This window comes from Xenorhabdus sp. Sc-CR9 (genome assembly GCF_963897815.1).
Lineage (GTDB): Bacteria > Pseudomonadota > Gammaproteobacteria > Enterobacterales > Enterobacteriaceae > Xenorhabdus.
In genome coordinates, this window is the sequence record NZ_CAWQTY010000189.1 from 80469 (window position 1) to 97228 (window position 16760).

A 16760-nucleotide genomic window follows, 5' to 3' on the forward strand; every position below is an offset into this window, starting at 1 on the left:
GTATGTTTGTACTATAGCACCCTTAATCAATGAAGTAATGATTTCACTTGTTTGTTCAGAGAATCAACATTGAAAAATTGAGGTTTACTTATGCGAAAAAACAGGGGCGTTTTACCTCTGGCTACATTACTACTGGTGCTTTCAGGCGGTTTTATTCTTTCTGGATGTAATGACAATAAAGACGCACAGAAAGGAGCTGGAGCTGCCGGCCAGCATGTTCCTGAGGTCGGGATCGTAACGCTGAAAGCAGAACCTCTGACAGTGATCACGGAATTGCCAGGCCGTACAACGGCTTATCGTGTTGCGGAGGTTCGGCCTCAAGTCAGTGGTATTATTCTGAAACGTAACTATAAAGAAGGAAGTGATATTGTTGCTGGAGAATCGTTATACCAGATAGATCCGGCAACCTATCAAACAGATTACAGCAAGGCTAAGGCAAATTTAGCCAGAGCGCAGGCTAATGAGAATGTCTCTCATTTAACCGTTGAACGTTATAAATCATTGCTGGGAACACAGTATGTAAGTAAGCAGGAATTTGATAAAGCAACGTCTGATTATGCACAAGCAAACGCAGATGTTCAGTCCGCTCAGGCTGCATTGGAAAGTGCCAGAATCAATCTGGCCTATACCAAAGTCACGTCTCCTATTTCCGGCCGCTCGGGTAAATCCACCGTCACAGAAGGTGCACTGGTTTCTGCTAACCAAGGTTCAGCCTTAACAACTGTTCAACAGTTAGATCCTATTTATGTTGATATCACCCAATCAAGTGATGATTATCTGCGACTTAAAAATGAAATTGCAAAAGGAGTCGTTCAAAAAGAAACCCCAAAAACCAAAATTCGCCTAATTACTGACTCTGGACAAGAGTACAGTCAGGAAGGTTATCTTGAGTTTTCAGACGTGACGGTTGATGAAACTACAAGCTCTATCACTATGCGTGCTGTTTTCCCGAACCCAAATGAAGAAATACTTCCTGGCATGTTTGTCCGTACCAAACTGGAAGAGGGTGTCCGTCCGAATGCAATTTTGATTCCTCAGCAAGCTGTTACCCGGACACCTCGCGGCCAAGCGACTACTATGGTTGTCGATAAAGGTGACAAAGTAGAAGTACGTAATATCAGTGCTACTCAGGCACTCGGTAACAAATGGCTGGTGACGGAAGGCTTGAAATCTGGAGATAAAGTTATCGTCACTGGATTACAGAAAATAGCGCCGGGAATAACGGTTAATCCAGTAGAAACTGATCTAAATGCCAAGCCTGCGACTAATCAAGCTGAGCCTGAAAAAAAGCCTCAATAAGGAGTCGGTGATTCATGCCTAAGTTTTTTATCGAGCGACCAATCTTTGCATGGGTAATTGCAATTATCACCATGCTATCTGGTCTGCTGGCAATCATGAAATTACCCGTGGAGCAATACCCTGCTATTGCGCCACCCGCTATTTCTATTTCGGCAGTTTACCTTGGAGCTGATGCGTCTACAGTACAAAATACTGTGACACAGATTATCGAACAGAATATGAATGGCATCGATAATCTAGTGTACATGTCCTCCAATAGTGATTCTGCCGGTCACATGAATATCACGCTGACTTTTGAGGCGAACACGAACCCGGATATTGCTCAAGTGCAGGTACAGAATAAACTGCAATTGGCGATGCCTCTGTTACCTCAAGAAGTTCAGCAACAAGGGATCAATGTTGAGAAAACAACTAATTCATTTTTGATGGTGGCTGGTTTCAACTCCCAAGATGGTTCCATGAGTCAAGATGATATTTCCGACTACGTCGGAGCCAATGTCAAAGATTCCTTGAGCCGCGTTACAGGCGTGGGTGAAACAACGCTGTTCGGTACACAATATGCGATGCGTATCTGGCTCAATACTGAAAAGCTGCTTAACTATAAAATGACCCCCTTGGATGTGGTTAATGCAATTAAAGCACAAAACAATCAGGTTGCAGGTGGGCAGTTAGGGGGAACACCACCAGTTCCGGGGCAACGATTAAATGCGTCGATCATTGCACAAACTCGCCTCAGTTCTGCGGAAGAATTCAGCAAAATTCTGCTACGCGTGAATCCTGACGGATCAAAAATTAATTTGAGTGATGTTGCTGTCGTTGAACTAGGTGCTGAAGGTTACAATATCATTGGCCGATTCAATGGCAAACCTGCAGCTGGTATCGGTATCAAACTAGCTACAGGTGCCAACGCACTGGATACATCCAAAGCCGTCAAAAAAGCATTGTCTGAGATGTCGCCATTCTTCCCGCATGGGCTGACTGTTGTATATCCGTATGACACAACACCATTTGTTAAAATATCTATTTTCGAAGTGGTGAAAACATTGGCAGAAGCTATCCTGCTGGTGTTTGTTGTTATGTACCTGTTCCTGCAAAACTTCCGGGCGACTCTGATTCCAACGATTGCGGTTCCGATTGTATTGCTTGGCACATTCGCCATTCTTGCAGCCTTTGGTTATTCCATCAATACATTGACGATGTTTGCCATGGTGCTTGCCATCGGCTTGCTGGTCGATGATGCTATTGTTGTGGTGGAAAACGTCGAGCGTGTCATGCAGGAAGAAGGTCTATCGCCAAAGGAAGCTACCAAAAAATCAATGGGGCAGATTCAAGGCGCTCTAGTCGGTATCGCACTGGTACTTTCTGCTGTATTTGTACCAATGGCATTCTTCGGAGGAGCTACAGGGGCAATTTACCGCCAGTTCTCAATCACTATAGTTTCTGCAATGATATTATCTGTTCTGGTAGCCTTAATCCTGACGCCAGCTTTGTGTGCAACCATGCTCAAACCCGTTGCCAAAGGTAGCCATAACACTCAAAGAGGACTCTTTGGTTGGTTTAACCGTCTGTTTGAAAAGAGCACCCTCCATTATACCGATAGCGTCGGCCGGATGTTGCGTGGTACAGGGCGTTACTTGTTGATCTATGTTGCATTGATTGCAGGTATGGCGTTGATGTTTACCCGTCTGCCATCATCCTTCCTGCCTGACGAAGATCAGGGTGTTTTATTGGCAATGATTCAATTACCGTCAGGCTCCACTCAGGAGCAGACACAAAAGGTATTGAATCAAGTCAATGACTACTTCTATACCAAAGAGAAAGATGTTGTTAAATCTGTGTTTACCGTTAACGGCTTTGGTTTTGCTGGTCAGGGGCAAAATACCGGTCTGGCATTTATCAGTTTAAAAGACTGGGATCAACGTAAGAATGAGAAAGATAAAGTTTCTGCTATTGTTGATCGAGCAAATGCTGACTTTTCTCAAATTAAGGAAGCCGTTGTCTTTGCGTTTAATATTCCTTCGATTGTAGAGTTGGGTTCTGCCAGTGGCTTTGATTTCCAATTGATTGACAAAGGAAACCTTGGGCATGAAGCATTAACGAATGCACGTAATCAGTTGCTTGGTATGGTTGCTCAGCATCCTGATATGCTCAGAAGTGTTCGCCCTAATGGACAAAATGACACACAGCAATACCGTCTCCATATCGATAAAGAAAAAGCAGAAGCGTTAGGGATATCTACTTCAAATATCAACACAACACTGGGCACTATGTTTGGTGGTGCTTATATCAATGACTTTATTGACCGTGGTCGAGTCAAAAAAGTTTATATCCAAGCTGACGCAGCTTACCGTATGTTACCTAGCGATATTAGCAAATTATATATCCGCAATTACCATGGCCAAATGGTGCCGTTTTCCGCATTCATAGACGTATCAAAAGAACCGTGGGTTTATGGTTCACCCCGTCTGGAACGCTATAACGGGCTTCCTTCTATGGAAATCGTAGGTGAAGCAGCTCCTGATAAAAGTACCGGTGATGCAATGGCGCTGATGGAACAGCTAGCTGCACAACTGCCCGCTGGAATTGGCTATGACTGGACTGGAATGTCTTATCAGGAACGTCTGTCAGGTAATCAGGCCCCAGCTCTCTATGCGCTGTCATTGATTGTCGTATTCCTCTGTCTGGCGGCGTTATATGAAAGCTGGTCCATTCCGTTCTCAGTCATGTTGGTCGTCCCCCTGGGGGTTATCGGTGCATTGTTGGCAACATCAATGCGGGAGTTAGGTAATGACGTTTACTTTAAAGTTGGCTTGTTGACGACCATTGGTTTGTCAGCGAAAAACGCCATTCTTATCGTAGAGTTCGCTAAAGATCTGATGGAGAAAGAAGGCAAAGGGTTAATAGAAGCCACTTTGGATGCTGCCAAAATGCGTCTACGTCCAATACTGATGACATCTTTGGCCTTTATGCTTGGGGTTATGCCTTTAGTATTAAGCAACGGGGCTGGCTCAGGCGCACAAAACGCCGTAGGAACAGGAGTATTGGGTGGTATGATTGCTGCTACATCATTGGCAATTTATTTCGTCCCAGTGTTCTTTGTTGTTATCAAGCGTCGATTCACAAAGAAAAGTGAAGCGGTTGAGCACACCTCAACCCACCACTAAATTTAATTATGTTAAAAAAGGTCACATAAGTGACCTTTTTTAATGGACAAAAATCACTTCAAACGGCAAATTACCCTGATTACAATATCCACCTTAAAGCCTATCTATAATCTAGTTAAAATAAATACTTATGCAAAAAACTACATTTAAGGGCGATATCATTCTGTTTTTTATAATAAATAGAAGATAAATTGGCAACTGTCCTGATTTTTCTTCTGATTACACCTTTAATGGTAAAAAGTGTTCCATCCCGATGGTGACATATGTAATAATATCGATATATTGATTTTGAAAGTCGCAATACAATCGCCTATAATGACCCCAGTGCTATTGCTACAGTCTCTACTGTATTAGAATAATTCTATATATTTAACGGTATATGTAGATATGACTATCTTTTATAGTAGAATGTCAGGCTGTTGTCTGAAACTAAGCTGTACCAGAACTAAGTGTTTTAGTAAAACTAAACATAAATTAGTCATTGTTAAAAATTCAGTTAGCAGATGAACAAAATAGAGCTTTTAATATTAATAAATAATAATCATGTTTTGATAGGCTCTATTCTAAAATAATGACTATAATAAATAGCATGTATAAGCCTTAGTTCAAATAAGCAGTGCGCTTTTTACGGAGGTGATTATGGATGAATATTCACCAAGAAGACATGATATTGCTGAATTAAAATACTTATGTGAAGAATTAATTCATGAAGCACTTTTAGTCCTGAATCGCACTGAGAATCATTGGATTCACGATCTAACTTCCGAGAGAAGCTTAAAACTAAACGAATTGATCGAACACATTACAGCTTTTGTCTGGAGCTTTAAAATTAAATACACAGATAACTACGATCTCAGCACCTTAATTGATGAATATCTGGATGAAACATATAATTTGTTTGGAAGTGATAAGATAAGCTTTCTTGAACTTACAAAATGGCAAAGAACAAACAAACACTTAACTAACATTCTGCTACACGATTTGAACGCTTCTTTAAGCAAAACCTGATAAATATATTTCTAACTATTTTTTATACCAAATAAGATAAGGCAATTATGACTAAAACTGACTATTTGATGCGTTTGAGAAAATGCACTTCTATTGAAACACTGGAACGTGTAATTGAAAAAAATAAATACGAACTTTCGGATGATGAACTTGAATTGTTCTACTCCGCTGCTGACCACCGTTTAGCCGAACTTACTATGAATAAGCTCTATGATAAGATCCCATCATCTGTCTGGAAATTTGTCCGCTAAGCTGTAGTGATCAGATAGTAAGCGACTAAAGCCGGTAGATATTATCGGCTAACTGAGGAGCTAATTATAAACCTGAAATTGGCGAGGGCTCTGCCAGCGACATCCCGGCACACACATCCCTTGCTATGGCTGCTTCTTTCCAGACCTGACCAAGTTAACAAGTTAGCGTTGCGGGAGAACCAACAGAGCCCCCATTGACATTAGCTTCAAATCTTGAAGCGGTGGTCATTATCATTCATATATAATAAAATAGCAAGACACCTTCATTTGAATGCTGCTTTCTTGCTCGCGGCGATGAAAAAAAAATCAAAAAATAACATCAAGAAAACAAATGTTTCTGCTACCTAAAGGAATTAACCTTTCCATAATTCAACATTTCCGCTTAACATAATGCTCTTTTTATGTTCTATAGATATTAAATTAGCTTCAATTTCTTCAGTATAAGAATCGTTTTTCGGGATAAAATGAACATTTAACATGCAAACAATAAACAGATAAAATAATAAAAAAAGCATATACGATAACAAACATGAATCATTTTAAAATTATATAAAAATCTGAAAGAGTTTACAATATTAACTTAAATAAAATATTAACATTATCTTTTCGCTCAAGTAAAAATAATCATATAAATCAATAAATAAACATTAAAGTAATGTTATATACATTATTTGAATAAGTATTGGTTAAATTAACAGTGATAATTTAACACCGAAATAAAAACATAAAGATAAATTTGATTTACAACTTAATATCTTTATTTTTTTGGATAAATGAATTTTATATCTGTAATCGTTTGATTATACGTTTTCAACAGCTCTTATAAAAAGCAAAGGCACATTATGAGCCAGGCATTGCAAAATTTAATTAACTTGATACATCTGGAAAAGATAGAAGAAGGGATTTATCGTGGGCAAAGTGAAGACTTAGGATTTCCCCAAGTTTTTGGCGGCCAAGTGATAGGTCAGGCTCTGTATGCAGCAAAACAAACGGTTGCAAATGATAGAATGGTTCACTCCTTTCACAGCTATTTTCTACGTCCAGGCAATAGTCATAAACCTATTGTTTATGATGTTGAAATATTACGGGATGGGAGAAGTTTCAGCGCTCGTCGTGTTAGTGCAATACAACATGGTCAACCCATTTTCTACATGACAGCATCCTTTCAAGGCCATGAAGAAAGCTTTGAGCATCAAAATACCATGCCAATAGTTCCTCCTCCAGAAGAGTTAGAGTCTCAAGAGGAAATGGTAAAAAAAATGGCTCCCTCACTCCCTGACAAATTGTACAAAGCTTTTTCCGCACCACCTCTGGAGATGAAACTGGTTAAATCCCACAGTCTGCCTAATCATTCATCAAAAGAGCCTGTGCGTTATGTTTGGTTTCGCAGTAATGGAAAAATGCCAGAAGATCCATTCATACATCATTGTTTGTTAGGATATGCTTCAGATTTCGATTTTCTGCCGACATCTTTGCTGCCCCATGGAGTGGGATTTATGGAACACAATATGCAGGTAGCCACAATTGACCATTCAATGTGGTATCACCGTCCTTTCAATATGAATGATTGGTTACTCTATGCAATCGAGAGTCCATCAGCATCAGGAGCACGTGGTTTCGTTCGTGGGCACATCTATAATCGTGAAGGAATACTTATTGCTTCGGCAGTTCAGGAAGGGGTTATCCGCAAACTGTAAAAAATAAGCACTGTATGCCGTAATAATCTGGATAACACATAACGGTTATTCATTGTTACCCTATTATTACGGTAATCAATTTTGCAAAAATTAAAAGTTTATATACCCATTGGATTTCAAGATGCAGCGCGACGGCAAGGGAATGACGAATTCGTCGGGAACGAATTTGCCCAGCCAAAGGCTAAGGCTGGCCTCCGGTGAAAGGCAGGAGCCTTTCATTAATCCCCTGGAGCATAGATAACTATATGACCGGGGTGAGTGAGCTCAGCCAACAAAGCTGCAACTTGAAAGACAACAAGTATATCTCATAGATTTCGAGTTACAACCCAGCAATAAGAGAGTCAGCTCTTAGCAACATCACTAATTAACGGTATTAGTTATAAGCACTTTCACCATGTGAAGTAATATCCAGCCCTTCTCTTTCTGATTCAACGCTAATGCGTAATCCCACCAGTTTATCGGCTATCTTAAATGAAATATAAGCAGCTACTGATGACCAAACAATACAGATCAATATACTGATAAACTGCACTCCAAGCTGTCTTAACATGGTCATACCATCAGCAAATCCCATTCCGCCTAAAATTGGATCGGTAAAAACACTTGTTAGTAAACAACCAACAATTCCACACACGCCATGCACTCCAAAAACATCACAGACATCATCAACACGTAACCACCGTTTTAGTATGACCACTCCCCATAAACCGGCTAAGCCTGCAATTATCCCCATAACCAGAGCACCGCCGATGCCAACCGTTGCTGCTGCGGGTGTAATTACCACCAAACCCGAAATACACCCAGAACACGCACCTAAAAGCGATGGCTTTTGGCGGAATAACCATTCAGAAAAAACCCATGACAGTACTGCTCCTGCCGTTGCTATTACCGTATTTAAAAAAGCCAAAGCAGCAATAGCATTCACTGCACCAGCGGAGCCTACATTAAAACCAAACCAACCGATGTAAAGGATTGCTGTACCAATAAAAGTCATTGGTAAGTTATGAGGTTTAAAAGCTTCCCTCCCAAACCCTGACCGTTTTCCAAGTAAGTAAGCACCAACCAATCCTGCTGCCGCCGCATTAATATGAACAACCGTTCCCCCTGCAAAATCCAAAGCGCCATCTTTCGCAAGCAAACCTCCTCCCCATACCATATGTGCTATAGGAATGTAGGCTGCCGTCATCCATAACACACAAAAAATCAATAATGCTGAAAAACGAACTCTTTCGCACAAGGCACCCACAACCAAAGCAACAGTGATACAAGCAAACGCCCCTTGGAAAACAACATAAATAAATTGGTAGAAACTGCCGCTCAAATCAGTAATGGAAATATTTTTCAGCATAACCTGATCTAATCCACCCCAAAAACGATTACCTGTAGTAAACGTCATGCTATACCCGTAAACAATCCAAAGCACACACACCAATGAAAAGCTGACAATTACTTGTGACATCAATGATAAAATGTTTTTACGGCGCAATAATCCTCCATAAAATAAAGCAATTCCCGGGATCGTCATAAAAATCACCAGTATAGTATTTATTAACATAAATACTGTATCAGCCTTATCAAGAGTATTTTCCGTAGCGAAAGCGAATGAAGGTAAACTGGCTATAGCGCCAACTATGGATAAAAATTGTTTTTTCATTTTTCCCCCATTTACAGTGCTAAATCATTCGTTTCACCCGTCCTGATCCGAACGGCATGCTGTAACTCAAAAACAAAAATCTTCCCATCACCCATTTTGCCTGTGAATGCAGTCTGTTGAATAATATGTATAATCTCTTCAACTCGCTCATTATTGGTTGCAATATCAATCTTAACTTTGGGTAAAAAATTAACGTTGTATTCAGCTCCCCGGTAAAGCTCAGAATGACCTTTTTGGCGCCCAAAGCCCTTTACTTCTGAGATAGTCATGCCTTGTATACCTATGTCAGCAAGCGCTTCGCGTACTTCTTCCAGCTTAAATGGTTTGATGATGATAGTGATTAATTTCATACCTTCCCCCGCATTTTGCTGTATTTGAATAAAGGAGATAGGCAAGGGATATGCCAAAAATCAAAAATAGTATGGAATCAATTTATTACCGAAGAATATTGCTAAAGAAGGGATAAAAAAGGAGCAGCAAACAGCAACTGCTCCCTATATGTGCACACTAAACGTGCACAGGCTCATTCAAAATTTCACCAACCTGTTGAAGTTGGTACATTTGGTAATAACGTCCACGTTTTGCCAGTAACTGCTGATGCCGTCCCTGTTCTACAATTGCACCACGATGCAGCACTAAGATGGAATCGGCTTCAATGATGGTCGAAAGACGATGGGCGATAACTACCAACGTTGTCTGCTTACGGATCATTCTCAATGCTTTTTGGACTGATTGTTCTGTTCCAGAATCAATATTCGCCGTTGCTTCATCCAAAATAAGAATCTGTGGCGTTTGTACTAAAACCCGAGCCATCGCTAAAAGCTGTTTTTGTCCTGCTGAAAGGGTGTTCCCTTGTTCTCCCAATAAAGAATTCAAACCATCTGGCAAGTTACGGATAAATTCGGCTAACTGAACCAGCTCCAGTACTTCCCATATTTTTTCTTCACTGATATCCCGTCCTAACGTGATATTGTCGAGAAATGAAGCGGCCAAAACGACAGGATCTTGCTGTACCATTGCGATGCCATTACGCAGCACTGCATGGGAAAGCGAAGATACGGGGCGTCCATCAAGATAAATTTCACCGTCTTGCCACGGATAATAGCCCATAATCAAATTGGCCAAGGTACTTTTCCCACTCCCTGTATGCCCAACCAACGCTACAAAACCATGAGGAAGAACATGCAGGTTAATATCATTCAAGACATTTTTGTCACTTCGATAGGAAAAACTTAAATTTTCAACATCAATTCGACCACCCGCCAATGCCTGTGAGTCATTGCCATACAGCTGCTGCGGGCTATCCATCAGTTCAAAAACCCGTTCTCCCGAAATCACAGCTTGCTGCAATAACGATTGCTGTGCCGTGAGTTCAATTAACGGTTCATTCAATCGACCGAGGTAGTTGATAAAAGCATACAATACACCAACGCCAATGACGTCAGTTCCTTTGAATCCAAATAGCAGAAGCAAGCCACACAATATTGCAGTAGAAAAAAAACTCAGTAATGGCCTCAACAAAATCCCATCTAACCGTAAAGCCTGCATACGAGCCTTATAATGCGCCCGGTTAGTAGCCAGCATTCTTTCACCAAAACGAGCTTGCTGACGGAATTGCTGAATTACAGCCATTCCATTAATAACTTCATTAAAACCATCATTTATGTCGGCCAGATAGCCACGAACCCGCCTAATAATTGGGGTACTTAAACGCTGATAAATAAACATTACCAACAAGACCATTGGGAATATTGCTATCGCAACAGATGCCATGCGCCAATCCAGTACAAACATGGCTATCAACATCGCACCAATCAATGCAATACTACGGAACACAGCAGGGATCACATTTACGAACAGATCCTTAATGACTTCAGTATCATTAGTTACACGAGAGATCAGTTGACCAACAGGCTGATTATCAAAAGCGCTTAATGGCTGACGCAATGCTGAGTTCATAACATCAGTACGTATCTGCTGTACCACACCTACAGACGCCTGATTAAAAAACAAGGTCTGGTAATAATGTAAAACAGCAGAAATAATCTGTAAGATCAAAAAGGCGGCCGCAAGCCCACTGACAACATCAAGCGGTAAATGTCCCTTTGCAACTATATTGTCGATAAAATAACTCACAAGCAACGGCCCACTCACTTCTGCCAGCGCCGCAATCCATAACATTAACACAGCAATTATAATGGGCTTGCGATGGTTTTTACTGTAAGAAAGCAGGCGCTTTAATGATGGCCATAGCTTGCGCACATGAATATTAGTCATCGTCCCCATCCAATGCGGCTTCTAATTGTTGGTAATGATACATGTCAGAATACCAGCCGGGTTGAACGATAAGTTGCTTATGTAAACCTTGCTGTGCAATTGTGCCATGCTGCATAATCAATATATTATCTGCCTCCGTTAATGCAGATAGTCGGTGTGCACTAATAATAATGGTGCGTCGCTGTCTCCACTGGTTGAGATTTTTCATGATGCGATGTTCTGTATGACCATCAACAGCTGATAAGGCATCATCAAGAATTAAAATCTCTGCATCCAATAACAAGGCCCTGGCAATGGAAATACGCTGCTTTTGTCCCCCGGAAAGCATCACTCCACGTTCACCTACTTCGGTTTGATAACCTTGTGGCAACCGCAAAATATCATCATGCACATTCGCCAAGCGAGCGACCTCTTCTATTTGCTCTTGGGTTGCATTAGGCCGTCCTAACGCAATATTGCCAGCTACTGTATCCGAAAACAGGAAAGGTGTTTGATTAACAATAGCCAACCGTGAACGCCACTCCTCTATTCTGAAGGCAGAGATATTTTGTGACTGAAAACGAATATCTCCATCAGTGACATCAAATTGTCGCTGTAATAAAGCCAACAAAGTACTTTTGCCTGAACCTGTTGGGCCACATAGCCCTAATAACTGACCAGGCTCTAACTGGAAACGGATACCATTCAAGACAGGCTTATCATTTGTTGGATAAGTAAACGTATTAATATTTGCCTGCAAAATGCCATGATCTGAAGATAAGGGCTGTGTACCATCATTGATCACTAGAGGTTCCTGCAATAAACTCTGAATACGTGTATATGCGGCGCTACCCCTCTCAACAATGTTGAACATCCAAGCCAATGCCAGCATTGGCCAGATCATCAATCCCAAATACATAACAAAGCTGGTAAGTTCACCCAACGTCATGGAGCCATGCACAACCATCCAGCTCCCACCACCAATAGCCAAAAGATTTGAAATGGCAATAGTGACAAAAATTGTAGGATCAAAACATGCATCCACACGTGCAACATGCATATTTTTACGCCCTGCATCAATGGCAACTTCTTCAAACTGACTGGATTGTAATTCTTCCAAACCAAACGCTTTTATCATACGGATACTGGTCAAACTTTCCTGAGCGTGGTTATTCAGGCTTGAGAAAGCGCCTTGCGCTGATTTAAAACGATGATGGAGCTGAGCACCATAATGTTTTATTGCCAACGCCATAATGGGCATCGGCAATAGTGATAACAACGTTAATTCCCAACTAATTTCCACACTCATTACGATAAGAACAGCACACCCCATCACTAAGGCATCAACTAAAGTAAGTACTCCCTCACCCGCAGCAAAAACAACTCTGTCAACATCGTTTGTTGCGCGAGCCATGAGATCACCGGTTCGATGCCGTAAATAAAATTCAGGATTCTGGCTACTCAGCCGCAGGTAAAAATCACTGCGCAATTTAACAGCCAATCGATAAGAGGCTCCAAACAGCCATACACGCCAAACATATCGCAGCCCATAAATAGCCAATGCGATAATAAGTAACACTCCCAGCCACATCAATAGCTGATCGGATGACATAGTGTTTGCGCTAATACCATCAACAATAATCCCCACCAAGCGAGGTGGAATGAGTTGCAGCACTGCAATCATAATAAGAAAAATAATAGCGCCCAAATAACGCCGCCATTCACTAATAAAATACCAACCTAATTGTGAAAATAATCTCACGTACCTATTCCTGAGGTAAAAATGAAAAAGTTAGCGTCCACATACCAAAGGGAACTTCATATTACTGGATCTGATATTGGTAACGCCGTTGTATATTTTATTTTCTCCATTGCAAAATTGGAGGTGACATCAATCAAACCAGAAATCCCATTTACCATGCGTTTGTAGAACCGATCATAACTTTTCATATCAACAACTTCTACATGCATGAGGTAATCATATTCACCAGCCATGCGATAAAATGTTAAGACTTCTGGCATCTCTTTAATAAAGGTAACAAACTGCCCATACCATTCACTGCTGTGTTGCTGAGTTTTGATCATCACTATCACTGTCAGACCAAGACCGAGTTTCTCACCATTGAGCAATGCCACTTTTCCAACAATATATCCCTCAACTTCAAGTCGCTTAAGACGTTTCCAGCAAGGTGTAGACGTCAAATTAACAGCTTCAGACAACGCATTCAGGGATAAACTACAATCCTTTTGGAGTAGTTCCAGTAGCTTACGGTCTATTTTGTCTAGCATATCTCAATCCTATAGAAATATTTCCCAAATATAACGGATAAAAACAGAAAAATAACAACCTATTTCTCTAAATGTAAGGGTAATCTATATACCACTACGGTATTATTATTCAGGATCAATTTATGTCGTCTTCATGGGCTAAAAATGCCATAAGAGCTATCCAAGCTGATTATCAACGCAGTGCTGATACGCATCTGATTCGCCTCAATCTTCCCATGTTTCCAAATATTCATCTCTATCTCAAAGATGAAAGCACTCATCCTACAGGTAGCCTGAAACACCGGCTTGCGCGTTCCCTATTCCTTTATGCACTCACTAATGGCTGGATTAAGGAAGGAACTCCAATTATTGAAGCTTCATCCGGCAGTACCGCTGTTTCGGAAGCTTATTTTGCCCGTTTGCTTGGCTTACCTTTTATTGCAGTAATGCCTTCCTGTACGGCTAAACGTAAGGTTCAGGAGATTAAGTTCCATGGCGGTAAATGTCATTTTGTAGAACATTCGGCTCTGATTTACCAAGAATCAGAACGTCTGGCAAAAGAACTGAACGGCCACTACATGGATCAATTTACTTATGCCGAACGAGCAACCGACTGGCGAGGAAACAACAATATTGCAGAAAGTATTTTTCGCCATATGAAACTAGAGCCATTTCCTGAACCAACTTATATTGTTATGAGTGCAGGAACTGGAGGTACATCGGCAACACTTGGCCGCTATATCCGTTATCAGGGATATGACACCAAACTGGTTGTTGTTGATCCTGAAAACTCCGTTTTCTACGATTGCTATCGTCAGAATTGCCGTGAAATTCGCGGAGATGCTGGCAGCAAAATCGAAGGTATTGGTCGTCCACGTGTAGAACCCTCCTTTATCCCTACTGTTGTCGATGACATGATCCAAGTTCCTGATCCTGCCTCTATTGCTACTATTTATTGGCTTGAAAAATTAATTGGCAGAAAAACGGGTGCATCAACAGGAACTAACGTCTGGGGCGCTTTACAACTCGCCAAACAAATGCACGATAACAACCAACAAGGTGCTATCGTGACGTTAATTTGTGATAGCGGAGAACGCTATCTTGATACTTATTACAATCCGGAATGGGTTCGCAATAATATCGGTGATGTCACTCAGTATCTAACACAACTACCCAAGCTAAACAGTTATGAGTAACATACCTCCTTCAATTTACAGAGGCAGGTATCATGAAACGAGCCGTTGTTGTATTCAGTGGTGGGCAGGACTCCACCACTTGTTTAATTCAGGCACTCCGTCAATATGACGAAGTTCACTGTGTTACTTTTGATTATGGGCAGCGTCATCGCACTGAAATTGATGTCGCTTGCCGTATCAGCAAAGAATTAGGAGCCGCTGCCCACAAAGTCCTTGATGTTACTTTGTTAAATGAGCTTGCAATCAGCAGCCTGACAAGAGACAACATTCCTGTGCCAGATTTCAATGCAAGTGAAAAAAGTGACCTCCCAAATACTTTTGTGCCCGGTCGTAACATTCTGTTTTTAACTTTGGCAGCTATTTATGCTTACCAGATTGAGGCTGAAGCAGTGATTACTGGTGTTTGTGAAACTGATTTTTCGGGCTATCCAGATTGTCGTGACGAATTTGTCAAAGCGCTAAATAACGCTGTCAGCCTTGGTATCGCTCGTGATATCCGTTTTGAAACTCCCTTAATGTGGTTAAACAAAGCGGAAACTTGGGCACTGGCCGATTATTATCAAAAACTAGATTTTGTCCGAAACCAAACTCTCACTTGTTATAACGGTATTCAAGGTGATGGATGCGGTGAATGCGCTGCCTGCCATCTCCGCACCAAAGGATTAACTAACTATTTAACCAATATTCAATCCATAATGGCAGATATGAAATCTAAAACACATTTAAGTTAATCACATCGTTTTATTTAATTCATATCTGTTTGTGAGAGGTTCAACAGACCTCTCACTTTATTCTATTAGGTCTTATTACCCGTCATCTTTCAAGTTGCAGCTTTGTTGGTTTAGTTTGCTCATCCCAGCTACCGTTTTTATACACATGCAGGAGTTATCTATACTCCTATATTGCCTCATGATCTGCTTCTTTATTGTCACGCTGCAATCCGAAACTCATTGGTTATAGGCTTCCATTCTTTTCCGTAGTTCACCTTCCAATATCAGAGATTTTTGGGTTTTTAAATCAATACAGGCAAATGTGGTTAAAGCATCAGCAATAATTTGATTATCTCTCCTGCGTATAATTTCCTGAAAGAATGTGCCACTTTTATTGCGTAATTCCTGTAAAGAAGATTTCACTTCCAATTCATCGGCTATCACTGCCGGATGGCGATAATTAATATTGATATTCACCACGACAAAACCAATATTATTACTGTTTAACCATTCCATAGAGTCACCTTCTGTTAGTAAATCCCAGCGAGCTGCCTCCATAAATTCTAAATAACGGGCGTTATTCACATGCTGGAAAAGATCGATATGGTAACCCCTAACTTTGATAATCGTGCTCATTGCTATTTTTTCCTTAAACTCATCCGACCAGACGAACATTAACAATAGCAAAACAATTTAATTACAATAGTGTTTAATGAATTATTTTTGATCGGTATCACAGCCCTCTTGGCAGCAGCATAACTGTGCCTCAAGAGGGCTTAATACTTAGTAAGTTAACTTATTCCGATTTTTTTCTATAAAGATAGGTCCAATACCTTGAACTTCCTGTAGTTGTTCTATTGCCGTAAAAGGGCCATACTTCTCACGATATTCAATAATTGCCTGTGCTTTTTTAACGCCAATGCCATTAAGTTCTTTCGCTAATTCTTCCGCATTTGCAATATTAATATTAAGTGATCCTTTCCCTGATATTTGCTGAGTGGTGACTTGCTCCTTTCCTTCTTTTGAAGCACTGTCTTCAATAATAGCTTTATGTTGACTACCAGATTGTTTTACCGTTTTATCAGCAGGCTCATTTGGCGTGATCGCATACGATAACGGCATATTGATACACAAAACCACGATGAATGAGTTGAATAATATCCTTAAATACTTCATGTAAATTTCTCCATGTATTGTTGACGGAAGAGAGATTGCCATAACAATATTTTTGGACAACAGGCAAGATTAAAATATGCG

The 16760-nt window shown here is 40.7% G+C and carries 14 protein-coding genes and 1 other RNA gene; 7 read left to right on the forward strand and 8 right to left on the reverse strand.

Going from position 1 to position 16760, the window contains the following annotated elements; translation table 11 throughout:
- Positions 1 to 90: 90 nt before the first annotated feature.
- From AACQ81_RS13445 to AACQ81_RS13460, 4 genes are all read left to right on the forward strand, one after another.
- Entirely contained in the window at positions 91 to 1299 is a 1209-nt protein-coding gene (locus AACQ81_RS13445; RefSeq protein ID WP_237385520.1) for an efflux RND transporter periplasmic adaptor subunit, read from the forward strand.
- 14 nt (positions 1300 to 1313) lie between these two features.
- Positions 1314 to 4463, forward strand: a complete 3150-nt coding sequence (locus AACQ81_RS13450; RefSeq protein ID WP_237385521.1) for an efflux RND transporter permease subunit — start codon at positions 1314 to 1316, stop codon at positions 4461 to 4463.
- Positions 4464 to 5102: 639 nt separating this feature from the next.
- Complete coding sequence (gene tomB / locus AACQ81_RS13455; protein ID WP_237385522.1) at positions 5103 to 5471, forward strand: Hha toxicity modulator TomB; 369 nt, start codon at positions 5103 to 5105, stop codon at positions 5469 to 5471.
- A 47-nt stretch (positions 5472 to 5518) separates the two neighbouring features.
- A complete protein-coding gene (locus tag AACQ81_RS13460) occupies positions 5519 to 5722 on the forward strand; it encodes an HHA domain-containing protein (RefSeq protein WP_010845060.1) in 204 nt (67 codons plus the stop codon).
- 88 nt (positions 5723 to 5810) lie between these two features.
- Here AACQ81_RS13460 and ffs read toward each other — a convergent pair.
- An RNA gene (gene ffs, locus AACQ81_RS13465) (signal recognition particle sRNA small type) lies at positions 5811 to 5907 on the reverse strand.
- A gap of 657 nt (positions 5908 to 6564) precedes the next feature.
- Between ffs and tesB the strand changes: the two genes are divergently transcribed.
- The gene (gene tesB, locus AACQ81_RS13470; protein ID WP_237385523.1) at positions 6565 to 7419 is read left to right on the forward strand and encodes an acyl-CoA thioesterase II; all 855 of its coding nucleotides are present in this window, start codon (positions 6565 to 6567) and stop codon (positions 7417 to 7419) included.
- Between the two features lie 373 nt (positions 7420 to 7792).
- Here the strand turns inward: tesB and amtB are convergent, their stop codons facing one another.
- The 5 genes from amtB to AACQ81_RS13495 all read right to left on the reverse strand — a co-directional run bounded on the left by amtB (position 7793) and on the right by AACQ81_RS13495 (position 13618).
- Positions 7793 to 9073, reverse strand: coding sequence for an ammonium transporter AmtB (amtB, locus tag AACQ81_RS13475; RefSeq protein ID WP_237385524.1), 1281 nt, complete (start codon positions 9071 to 9073; stop codon positions 7793 to 7795).
- Between the two features lie 11 nt (positions 9074 to 9084).
- Entirely contained in the window at positions 9085 to 9423 is a 339-nt protein-coding gene (glnK, locus tag AACQ81_RS13480; RefSeq protein ID WP_237385525.1) for a P-II family nitrogen regulator, read from the reverse strand.
- 157 nt (positions 9424 to 9580) lie between these two features.
- Entirely contained in the window at positions 9581 to 11359 is a 1779-nt protein-coding gene (locus AACQ81_RS13485) for a SmdB family multidrug efflux ABC transporter permease/ATP-binding protein (RefSeq protein ID WP_237385526.1), read from the reverse strand.
- Entirely contained in the window at positions 11343 to 13091 is a 1749-nt protein-coding gene (locus tag AACQ81_RS13490) for a SmdA family multidrug ABC transporter permease/ATP-binding protein (protein WP_237385527.1), read from the reverse strand. The genes AACQ81_RS13485 and AACQ81_RS13490 overlap by 17 nt, the downstream gene beginning before the upstream one ends.
- A 56-nt stretch (positions 13092 to 13147) precedes the next feature.
- Positions 13148 to 13618, reverse strand: a complete 471-nt coding sequence (locus AACQ81_RS13495) for an Lrp/AsnC family transcriptional regulator (protein ID WP_237385528.1) — start codon at positions 13616 to 13618, stop codon at positions 13148 to 13150.
- Positions 13619 to 13740: 122 nt separating this feature from the next.
- Here AACQ81_RS13495 and AACQ81_RS13500 point away from each other — a divergent pair, with 122 nt between their 5' ends.
- Together AACQ81_RS13500 and queC are read left to right on the forward strand one after the other, a co-directional pair.
- Positions 13741 to 14793, forward strand: a complete 1053-nt coding sequence (locus AACQ81_RS13500) for a PLP-dependent cysteine synthase family protein (protein ID WP_237385529.1) — start codon at positions 13741 to 13743, stop codon at positions 14791 to 14793.
- Positions 14794 to 14825: 32 nt separating this feature from the next.
- Entirely contained in the window at positions 14826 to 15524 is a 699-nt protein-coding gene (queC, locus tag AACQ81_RS13505; protein ID WP_237385530.1) for a 7-cyano-7-deazaguanine synthase QueC, read from the forward strand.
- A gap of 216 nt (positions 15525 to 15740) precedes the next feature.
- Here the strand turns inward: queC and AACQ81_RS13510 are convergent, their stop codons facing one another.
- Both AACQ81_RS13510 and AACQ81_RS13515 read right to left on the reverse strand, forming a co-directional pair.
- Entirely contained in the window at positions 15741 to 16139 is a 399-nt protein-coding gene (locus tag AACQ81_RS13510) for an acyl-CoA thioesterase (protein ID WP_237385531.1), read from the reverse strand.
- Between the two features lie 147 nt (positions 16140 to 16286).
- On the reverse strand, positions 16287 to 16679 hold the full coding sequence (locus tag AACQ81_RS13515; protein WP_237385532.1) for a ComEA family DNA-binding protein: 393 nt from the start codon (positions 16677 to 16679) through the stop codon (positions 16287 to 16289).
- Positions 16680 to 16760 lie beyond the last annotated feature (81 nt).

Excerpts from the sequence above, each read along its gene's own strand:
- AACQ81_RS13445 (WP_237385520.1), top strand. The coding sequence starts at position 91 with ATGCGAAAAAACAGGGGCGTTTTACCTCTGGCTACATTACTACTGGTG.
- AACQ81_RS13450 (WP_237385521.1), top strand. The coding sequence starts at position 1,314 with ATGCCTAAGTTTTTTATCGAGCGACCAATCTTTGCATGGGTAATTGCA.
- tomB (WP_237385522.1), top strand. The coding sequence starts at position 5,103 with ATGGATGAATATTCACCAAGAAGACATGATATTGCTGAATTAAAATAC.
- AACQ81_RS13460 (WP_010845060.1), top strand. The coding sequence starts at position 5,519 with ATGACTAAAACTGACTATTTGATGCGTTTGAGAAAATGCACTTCTATT.
- tesB (WP_237385523.1), top strand. The coding sequence starts at position 6,565 with ATGAGCCAGGCATTGCAAAATTTAATTAACTTGATACATCTGGAAAAG.
- amtB (WP_237385524.1), bottom strand. The coding sequence starts at position 9,073 with ATGAAAAAACAATTTTTATCCATAGTTGGCGCTATAGCCAGTTTACCT.
- glnK (WP_237385525.1), bottom strand. The coding sequence starts at position 9,423 with ATGAAATTAATCACTATCATCATCAAACCATTTAAGCTGGAAGAAGTA.
- AACQ81_RS13485 (WP_237385526.1), bottom strand. The coding sequence starts at position 11,359 with ATGGGGACGATGACTAATATTCATGTGCGCAAGCTATGGCCATCATTA.
- AACQ81_RS13495 (WP_237385528.1), bottom strand. The coding sequence starts at position 13,618 with ATGCTAGACAAAATAGACCGTAAGCTACTGGAACTACTCCAAAAGGAT.
- AACQ81_RS13500 (WP_237385529.1), top strand. The coding sequence starts at position 13,741 with ATGTCGTCTTCATGGGCTAAAAATGCCATAAGAGCTATCCAAGCTGAT.
- queC (WP_237385530.1), top strand. The coding sequence starts at position 14,826 with ATGAAACGAGCCGTTGTTGTATTCAGTGGTGGGCAGGACTCCACCACT.
- AACQ81_RS13510 (WP_237385531.1), bottom strand. The coding sequence starts at position 16,139 with ATGAGCACGATTATCAAAGTTAGGGGTTACCATATCGATCTTTTCCAG.
- AACQ81_RS13515 (WP_237385532.1), bottom strand. The coding sequence starts at position 16,679 with ATGAAGTATTTAAGGATATTATTCAACTCATTCATCGTGGTTTTGTGT.